Below are 8,547 nucleotides of genomic sequence, written 5' to 3'. Positions count from 1 at the left end.
CTTACCACGCTCGTAACGCCACGTCCTGTGGCCCCGCCTGGCTCGCACATCCTGTGCATCGTGCGTTAGCCCGGCATAAGACTAGCGGCAGTAAAAGGCCGATTTTGCCTTTTAATGGCGATTGGCTAGACCCGCGGTGTCAGTCCGGAGCCGGACAAACCGAAAAGCGGAAAGCGGTGCCTTCCCCAATAACATTGCTTAAGGAAGCTCATGATTAGCTATCTTTTATCACAAAAAACTCTCAGAGAAGGCAGAGACCTGAAAAGCATAAGACGAGCTGGCCGTGAGAAGTGGTTTTCTTCTCATGGACTGATTGGCTTATGACTCGAGGGTCTAGAGCCTTGGAGCTGGACAATACCCGCTGCTCCCGCACAGAAAAGCGGAAAGCGGTGCCTGCCCAACATATAAATATTAAAAGATCAGTGTTAATCCCAATAGATATAAGGTCGCAAACAAAGTGGCAGGCAGAGACCCGACAAGCATAAGACGAGCCGGCTGTGGAGAATGCTTTTCTCTCCATAGACGGATTGGCTTATGACTCGAGGGTCTCAGCTTGCAGCTGGATCAAGGAGTCTCGCACCTTACGTTCCAATCAACCTGTTTAACAATAGGATAGGTTCACCGGACTATTAAAAAGGCTATGTTAAAGTCCATTGTTGATTTTCGCACAATTTTGATTGGAGCAGATGGCGCGGGACTCTAGAGGAAAACCAGCAAGGGGCCCCGTAGCCCTGTATCGCTTAGGCGGCTCCCACTGTCCCGAAAGGTCTGATTGTAACACTTTCTGAACTTGTTCTCCATCTGGTGTTTGGCTCTTAACTTGTACATCCTCTCCATAAATACAGCTCCATTTTTTGTCACCCGGATATTTGCATACTCCCCAATAAATCAAGGCAAGATAAACATGCAACTGTATAACATAAGGAGTGAAATAAATGAAAAAAATTTGGGTGATCTTCTCTATTCTTATCGTCCTTGCGGGATTAGCTGCCTGTGGCAATAATGCAAATGATAATGGAGTTAATAACCGCGGGAATAATGGAGCAACAAGAATCAGGGATGTTGACAACAATGGAAACAACAAAAATCTAAGGAACGAAAACCGCATTGAAAAGCAGGTTCAAGAACTAGGCTACGTTGACGATGCGCATGTTATCGTATCAGGCAATAATGCATATGTTGCTGTGAGAAATGATAATAACAACGGTGATAATGACGATAACAATCGCGGAACAGGAATAATGAACAACGGAAACGATAACGGCCGAAATGACGGCATTATGGGAAATAGAAACAACGGCGTCGGCGATAATAATACAAATGCCGGGGTTGGGAACGATGTAATCACTGACGATGATAATGGTATGGGGCAATATGGCGGCTTTGGTGTCGGTAACAGAAGGAATGACGATAATAACAACGGCGTTCTGAACGACAATAATAACAATGGTAATGACAGAAACTACAGCAAAGTCGATACAAAACGTGAACAGCAAATTGCCGATAAAGTTCGTGATGCAGATAAAAGCATCCATAAAGTGTATGTTTCCTTCGACAATGGCGTGTACGACCGTTTTGGCGGTTTTGACAATGATATTAGAAATGGAAACAACGACGGAGTCTTTGATAATTTCAACAACTATGTACGCGGGATCTTTAACGTTAATGGAAGATAAAACATGAGCGAGCTGCCAGCATAGCTGGCGGCTCTTCTTCATTCACCTTCGTTTACTTAATCCCCCTGCCCGCATAGGAAGGTTCAAAAGATATGGCCTCGGCCATTAATTTAATATCATAAAATATTTTCTTCCTAATCAATTCTTCTGTACAGGACTGCAATTCGTCAAGCATCATGCCAAGCTCCCTATACAAAATTAAATATTCTTCGTTTTCTAGCATTGCTGCCCTCCTGCCCCGGGCTTGTCCTTAACTTAAATGCGGATACCCTTTATTGAAATTAAAGCCTATGTGAACAAGTGCTTCTTGAGGAGTGCTTCTGAAGATAATATCTTGCTGCTCGTCTTTCATTCTTGAAGCTTTTACTGCGAGATCGGGCCTGATGCCTGTTAATACTGGAGTGACCCCAATTAATTTAAGCATTTTTACGATGTTCAGCAAATGATAGGTAACTGATTCATTAATTCGGACTATCCCTGATAGATCTATAATTAGATACCTAAGTGACATCCTGGTACTGCTGTCCAGTGTGTTTTTTATGATGATTTCAGCTCTTTCTTCATTGATATCACCAATAATAGGCAGGATAGCAACTCCTTCTGCAACCAATACGATAGGCACCGATAAATCATTGATTTGGTGATTTGCCTTGTCCAGTTCAAGTACATAGGTTAGAAGTGTGGCCATATTTTCGAACAGTTCGACATACTCATTTGTAAATTCTATATGACGGTTATCGAGGCCGCAGATGGTCCCATAATTCTCTCCATTTTCATAATAAATAGGGATCGCGATAAAGCTTCCGCCCCCTAACTGATGAGTCACATTGAGATCTTTTGTCAGAGGGCTTTTGTTAAGGTCTGGAATGATTAATATAGATCTCCCTTGGTCTACACTTAGTTTGCACAAGGTCTCCTTAAATGGTAATTGCGCACCCCTATCCACTAGATGTACCTCTCTATTTATAACATTTGATATCCGATTAATAGTTTTATTGTTTCTTGCAACAAATAGTGTATTAATATTTATTAATTTACTCATGAATTTGAGTATACTTTCGGCTGCTTCTTCAAAGTTTCGGAAAGACATTTTGCCGGGCGATGTTGTTAAGGATCCTGCTGCCATTACGATCAATCCTTTCCGCTAAAATAATATACAACCTGCTTCTTTTACCCTGTTTGCTGAAAGTTAAACCTGTTTGATATTTAAACCAGTCTATACTAAAATTTTGTTTTGCACTATGATGACTGGGAACGGAAGACTCGGCATCTCTTTCGGGATAGAGTGTAAAGGATAGGCTGTTTTCGCAAACTTTGTTGTTATTGAACAAGGAGGTAGATTGGAACGTGAGGATGCTCGCGGACCTTAGGGGCGGGCGGTGGCCTCCTCGGCTTCGCCTGTGGGGTCTCACCTGATCGAAAAGCGGAGGACGGTGCTTTTCAAGAAAAGATCCATCCAAAAGCTGAATGATGATCTTTTTTTATTAGAGGCAAAACGCTAAAAGAAAAGCAGACACCTGATAAAGAAGACTTGCTGATTGGCAAGCGACAGTGAAGACAGAAGCTTAGTCGCCCTTACCACGCTCGTGACGCCACGGCCTGTGGCCCCGCCTGGCTCGCACATCCTGTACATCGTGCGTTAGCCCGGCATAAGACGAGCGGCAGTGAAAGGCTGATCTTGCCTTTTAATGGCGATTGGCTAGACCCGCGGTGTCAGTCCGGAGCTGGACAAAAAGAAAAGCGGAAAGCGGTGCCTTCCCCACTAACATTGTTTAAGAACTCTCATGATAAGCTCATCTTTTATCAACAAAAAATTTTAGGGAAGGCAGAGACCTGAAAAGCATAAGACGAGCAGGCTGTGAGAAGCGGTTTTTCTTCTCATGGACTGATTGGCTTATGACTCGAGGGTCTAAAGCCTTGGAGCTGGACAATACCCGCTGCTCCCGCAGGAGTCTCAGACCTTACCTTCCAATCGACCTGACTGAACAATAGGGTGACGTAACAAAACATATTAAAAAACAACAATCTTTTAGAAAAGAGCCAAAGGATAATACCAATGGCCAGTGCCATATCGAGTGTCTTTAACTGAAAGGGATAGTCAAGTTTCCAAAAACGTAAAAAAATGTTTCTTGTGTTTTCTATGCCATTACAATCTTGTTACATGCCCTATTTTTAGTTTAGCTTGCCTGCTGAAGGGTAATTTTTAATATGCGTAAAAATAACACTCTAGGAGGACAACAAGATGGATAGAAAAAAAATGATGATGAGTACACTTGCTTTAGGAGCTGCTTACTTATTGAGAAACAAAAATTCACGTCAGCAAGTAATGAGCCAGCTGCAATCCATGGGACTTCCTAAAAAGAAATAAAAAATAATCCCCTTGATCCAATCAAGGGGATATTTTATGCATATGATCATCAGTTTTTAGGAAAGTCAGGATTTCCCTTCGGTCAGAATCCCACAATAAGCCCTACTTCTGCCGGTTTATGATATATTCTAGGCCAGCGTGTGCTGAATTAAAGGGAGGGATCGTATTTTCAAGTTGAACAATTGATTGGGCCAGATTTGGCGTAATTCCAACAATGATGCATTCTGTGCCGATCAGCTTCAGACAATCGATTAGTTTCTGGATCTGCGCTCTGATTTGCATCCGAAGCACATTCCTGCAGGACTGAAGAAATAAGACGGTCTCCCCTATCAAGATCAAATTCACCAATAAGAGGAAGGGCAATCGTTTTTTTCCAAATTCGTATCATTGGAATGGATAAGGCATGAATCAGATGTTCTTTTTTTCTCTCTTCTTCAGCTTTAGTTGTTACATCCATCAACATCACAACATATCCTTCGATTACGGATTCCTCATTTTTTATAGGAGTTATGACGATGTCTCCAACAAACTGATCTTTTATCGTTATTCGCGCACGATGACCTTCACTCATTGTTTCCATAATTTTGTTCTGGTGCTGTGGTCTTTTATGAAAGTGGTTCATGTTCAGCCCGATTATTTCATTAGCATCAGATAAACCGAATAGAGGAGCAATAATCGAAAATAGCTGCTTCGCTCTTGAATTCATCTAGCATATATTATTATTTTTATCTGCAATGGTAATGTTCTCCCCAATACTATCTATGGCGTTACTCAGATGTATCGTTCCAGGAAGTTTACCAATAGCAGCCATGCATTTTTCACCTATCTCTTATTGAAGTTTAGCTTATTATAGCATAGACTGATTGAATTTTCGTTTCAGCGGCATCCTCCCTCTAAGATAGATGTTTAGAAATTAATTCAGGAGAGTAGGTATTAGACCTAACCATTTTCTTAATCGCTGAATACATTATTCTTAGGAAGCGGAAAGGGGGTTAAATCATGGCATTCTGGTTAAACAATGGGCGCAGGCGCAATAACAATTTTAATGGATTTGGTTATGATGGAAATGGAGGTTCGGACAGCCGTTCCAACTCCGATTCAGATGTGGATTTCGACGTTGATAATGACCTGAAAAATAAATCAGACGTTGATACAGATGTAGATACAGATGTGGATACAAGAAATGATAATGACAACGATAACGATAATGATAATGAATTAAAAAACCACAACCGCAGCAATTCCGATGCTAATTCCCGTGTGACAAACAGCGGTAATGCTAGGGTTGATTTCTGCATTGATATTAATGTGGATTCTGATTCTAGATCCAGAGTTCGTTCCCGGACGGAAGCAGATGCTGATTCTGAGCAGGATCAGGATCAAGAACAAAATCAAGACCAAGATGATTAAATATGTAATATCCTTGCGAGATAGGGATTACCTTATCTCGCTTTATCATGTTTACAGCTGTAAACATGGAAAATTTATAGCAATTAAATGTATGACTGATTGGAAATAAAACACAGTCGGTATTATTACCATGTTGTTTCTCACCAAGTGACACTGAGCTTAATTATCACATAAAAAGGTATTCCCTATAAGACTTCATTTTTCATCATCTTTGGGAAACTAAAATAAAACGTAGTTCCTGACCCTACTGTACTATCCACTTGAATCGTGCCATTCATTGCTTTCACAATTCCGAAAACAACCATCATGCCGAGGCCGGTTCCTTTTGCCCCTTTTGTAGAATAATACGGTTCCCCTAACTTTTGAAGCTGCTCCTTGGTCATGCCTACGCCGGTATCAGACACTTGAATCGTAATATCGTCCTCACTGTATTCAGTTTTTATGGATAGCTGTCCGCCATTTGGCATCGATTCTATTGCATTTTTAATTACATTAAGAAAACATTGCTGAAACTTTTGCCGATCTCCTCTAATGGTCCCAACCAGTGCAAAATTGGCGGTTATCTGGACTGAATATTGATTAGCTGTCGGTCTGAGAATATTGATGACCTGAGTCAGCTCTTTCCTTACATTAAGTTCTTCCAGATACTCTAAGGCCGGCTTTGAGAATGTCAGGTAATCCTGGATCACTCGTTCAGCTGATTGAAGTTCTTCCCCTACGATGTTCAAATACTCCGTTCTTTTATTCAATGGAAGTGTGGGTTCTTTCAAGAGCTGGACAAACCCAATGGCCGCTGTAAGCGGGTTTCTAATTTCATGAGAAATAGCGGCGCCCATCTGCTCGACCGCCTCAAGTTTTTCCGTCTTAACAAGCTGTTGATACATAAGAATATTACGTCTGATAAATTCAATAAAAAACGCAAAAATCCCGATACCAAGCGGCGGTATCACCATATATCCAAACCAAGCATCGAGCCGGTTGACAGGGGGCCCCAATACCTCCATACAAAAGACTGTAAATGCACTTATCACGAAGGAAAGAGAGACGGACGAAAAAATCCGCTGTCTGGGACTTACTTTCTTAAACCATGGATGGATACGCCACATCACGATACCAAGTGGAAGATAAAGAGCTATATTGACAAAGAAACCAGTATCCATTCCATAAAAACCTCTAATAATTATACAAATAACGGAAATTAATGGGCCTATCCCGAGATAAAGGCCGGCAATGACAATCGGAATCTCCCTTAAATCAAACAACAGGGTGTCTCCAAATGAAAAGGATACGGCAAAACAAATCCATAAAGAGAAAATAAAGAAAAGGATCGAAGTGAATTTAGAAAATGTCAGATTGCTTTTTTTCTCAAACCAAACAAGCGAAAAAAAGGCAATCACCATAAGTAACGAAAGATTAAAAAATAAATGCTTTGTTATATCCACTTCATCCACCGTCCAAAAGGGATAATTATAACGGGCTCAGCATTATAGCTGTTTTGTAACGTAAAACTAATTATAAGACAAGAAATTACAAAATTCTTGTTCTTATATTCTACTACAAATAAACCAAGATATTCAAAACATTTTGACAATTATTTAAATTATATTAAAATTTTTCCTCTTGGATTACATATAAAGGAGCTGCTTCCAAATAAAAATAAGTTCTGCTCCAGCCTCCTCAAATTCTTCATTTACTATCCTTTGGAATTCCCCTCAAAAAAAAGAGCTGTATGTAAACAGCTCAAGCACGAGGTGAAATCATACTATGCCTTTGTAAATCCTTCTTCTTCCAAATAAGATCTTGCTTCGTTGTAGGAAGGAAAAGTCCCATCTAGATTCAATCCAGCATACACATTCCACATATCGTCTTCATTCACTAAAGTAAGAGTTTGATTTTCCATATTATTCCAGTGTTCTTCCTGTACGGTATAATCTTGATCTAGATCATCAACGTGTCCTGCCGATAGAGATTCGATAGATTTTTCAATGACCGAACGCAGTTCTTCTTCGGAAAAATCCCGTACGTTGACCATTCCTTTGTCATCCGTTTCATAGCCTTTTAGAAATTCCCCATACACGTATCCGTTACCGTTAGGGTGTAGGTGATACACCACATTTTTCTTATCTTTCATGCTCTCTTCATAATGAAAATTAACTCGTTTTAATGATACATCTTTTCTCGTTAACTCCGGAAAAGATTCAATAATTGCTAGTTTTTGTTCAAATGTTAACATGCTGCCTCCAGGTATACTATTTTTGTATAGCTTTTATTATAGCATTAACCACAACATTTAGAGCTATGTGAAGAAAAGATGATAAAAATAACTTAAGTAAACAACAGAAATGATTTCGTACGTTTACAAACAATGTTCATATTTCTTCACAAAAAACCCTTCCGGCTTGGACCATTCCGCATAATAAATATCCTTAATTTCCGGTATGCCTTCAAGTTTCAGATTTTCTGTAAGCCACTCCATGTTTTGTCCGACTTCTTTAAGATTATCTTCATGGACTTTTCCATCGTTTACCAGAAGCACCGAGGGCTCCTCTGTCACAGGCAGATCCGGATATTTCAGTACACTGATGTCTCCGCTGTTTTCCAAGAAAACATAATTGACTTCCTTTAGTGAGAATACTCCTTTTAGTCTAAGCATCCCCCTAAGCTCTTCTAATTCAAGATTTGCTTTTTCTAGTTCGCTGATGCTCACTTTTCCATCTTTAATCAGCGCCTGACTTGTTCCTTTCAAGGGTGCTCTCAGTTTATCGAATTTTTGAGTAAGCTTTTCTACGGAATAGATTAAAATTCCCCATACTGCAATGGAAAATAACATTTGTGGAATCGTATGATCCATATGGTAAATCGTTTCCTCCACCGTTCCCCCTAGTATCAAAGCATAAACAAAATCAAAAGGTGTAACCTGGGACATTCGTTTTTTTCCTAATAAGCGTGTTACTAAAACTAAAGCTGCAAGCCCGATCAGCAGCTTGAATACAATCGATGGATAAATCATCAATGAGAAGACCCCCTGCATTATAAAACATGAGATTCTATTCCCTTTAAATGGTATAGAAAAACGCTTGCTATATCTAAATG

The 8,547-nt window shown here is 40.2% G+C and carries 10 protein-coding genes; 4 read left to right on the top strand and 6 right to left on the bottom strand.

Going from position 1 to position 8,547, the window contains the following annotated elements; genetic code table 11:
• Together CUU66_RS24540 and CUU66_RS07755 are read left to right on the top strand one after the other, a co-directional pair.
• Positions 1 to 218 (top strand): hypothetical protein (locus CUU66_RS24540; RefSeq protein ID WP_219622785.1); only part of this gene is annotated, 218 nt, incomplete at its 5' end.
• A gap of 732 nt (positions 219 to 950) precedes the next feature.
• Complete coding sequence (locus CUU66_RS07755) at positions 951 to 1,676, top strand: YhcN/YlaJ family sporulation lipoprotein (protein ID WP_180955202.1); 726 nt, start codon at positions 951 to 953, stop codon at positions 1,674 to 1,676.
• A gap of 52 nt (positions 1,677 to 1,728) precedes the next feature.
• Here CUU66_RS07755 and CUU66_RS24075 read toward each other — a convergent pair whose 3' ends face one another.
• Positions 1,729 to 1,899, bottom strand: coding sequence for a hypothetical protein (locus tag CUU66_RS24075; protein WP_180955201.1), 171 nt, complete (start codon positions 1,897 to 1,899; stop codon positions 1,729 to 1,731).
• 27 nt (positions 1,900 to 1,926) lie between these two features.
• The gene (locus CUU66_RS07750) at positions 1,927 to 2,802 is read right to left on the bottom strand and encodes an STAS domain-containing protein (protein ID WP_101641103.1); all 876 of its coding nucleotides are present in this window, start codon (positions 2,800 to 2,802) and stop codon (positions 1,927 to 1,929) included.
• A 1,116-nt stretch (positions 2,803 to 3,918) separates the two neighbouring features.
• Here CUU66_RS07750 and CUU66_RS24765 point away from each other — a divergent pair.
• A complete protein-coding gene (locus tag CUU66_RS24765) occupies positions 3,919 to 4,044 on the top strand; it encodes a hypothetical protein (RefSeq protein WP_257967930.1) in 126 nt (41 codons plus the stop codon).
• A 169-nt stretch (positions 4,045 to 4,213) separates the two neighbouring features.
• Here the strand turns inward: CUU66_RS24765 and CUU66_RS07745 are convergent, their stop codons facing one another.
• Positions 4,214 to 4,750: a hypothetical protein gene (locus CUU66_RS07745; protein ID WP_257967929.1), complete on the bottom strand. Its 537-nt coding sequence runs from the start codon at positions 4,748 to 4,750 to the stop codon at positions 4,214 to 4,216.
• Positions 4,751 to 5,043: 293 nt separating this feature from the next.
• On the opposite strand from CUU66_RS07745, the gene CUU66_RS07740 reads away from it, so the two are divergent.
• Positions 5,044 to 5,454, top strand: coding sequence for a hypothetical protein (locus tag CUU66_RS07740; protein ID WP_101641102.1), 411 nt, complete (start codon positions 5,044 to 5,046; stop codon positions 5,452 to 5,454).
• Between the two features lie 185 nt (positions 5,455 to 5,639).
• Here CUU66_RS07740 and CUU66_RS07735 read toward each other — a convergent pair whose 3' ends face one another.
• The 3 genes from CUU66_RS07735 to CUU66_RS07725 all read right to left on the bottom strand — a co-directional run bounded on the left by CUU66_RS07735 (position 5,640) and on the right by CUU66_RS07725 (position 8,464).
• On the bottom strand, positions 5,640 to 6,896 hold the full coding sequence (locus CUU66_RS07735; protein ID WP_101641101.1) for a sensor histidine kinase: 1,257 nt from the start codon (positions 6,894 to 6,896) through the stop codon (positions 5,640 to 5,642).
• 320 nt (positions 6,897 to 7,216) lie between these two features.
• Positions 7,217 to 7,687 carry a hypothetical protein gene (locus CUU66_RS07730; RefSeq protein ID WP_101641100.1) on the bottom strand — a complete coding sequence of 157 codons (471 nt, stop codon included), beginning with the start codon at positions 7,685 to 7,687 and terminating at the stop codon, positions 7,217 to 7,219.
• A gap of 123 nt (positions 7,688 to 7,810) precedes the next feature.
• Positions 7,811 to 8,464 carry a YetF domain-containing protein gene (locus tag CUU66_RS07725; RefSeq protein WP_180955203.1) on the bottom strand — a complete coding sequence of 218 codons (654 nt, stop codon included), beginning with the start codon at positions 8,462 to 8,464 and terminating at the stop codon, positions 7,811 to 7,813.
• Positions 8,465 to 8,547 lie beyond the last annotated feature (83 nt).

Origin of the sequence: Peribacillus deserti, from assembly GCF_002863585.1 — a bacterium.
GTDB classification, from domain to species: domain Bacteria; phylum Bacillota; class Bacilli; order Bacillales; family DSM-1321; genus Paraperibacillus; species Paraperibacillus deserti_A.
This window is presented reverse-complemented; position numbering and strand designations above follow the sequence as displayed.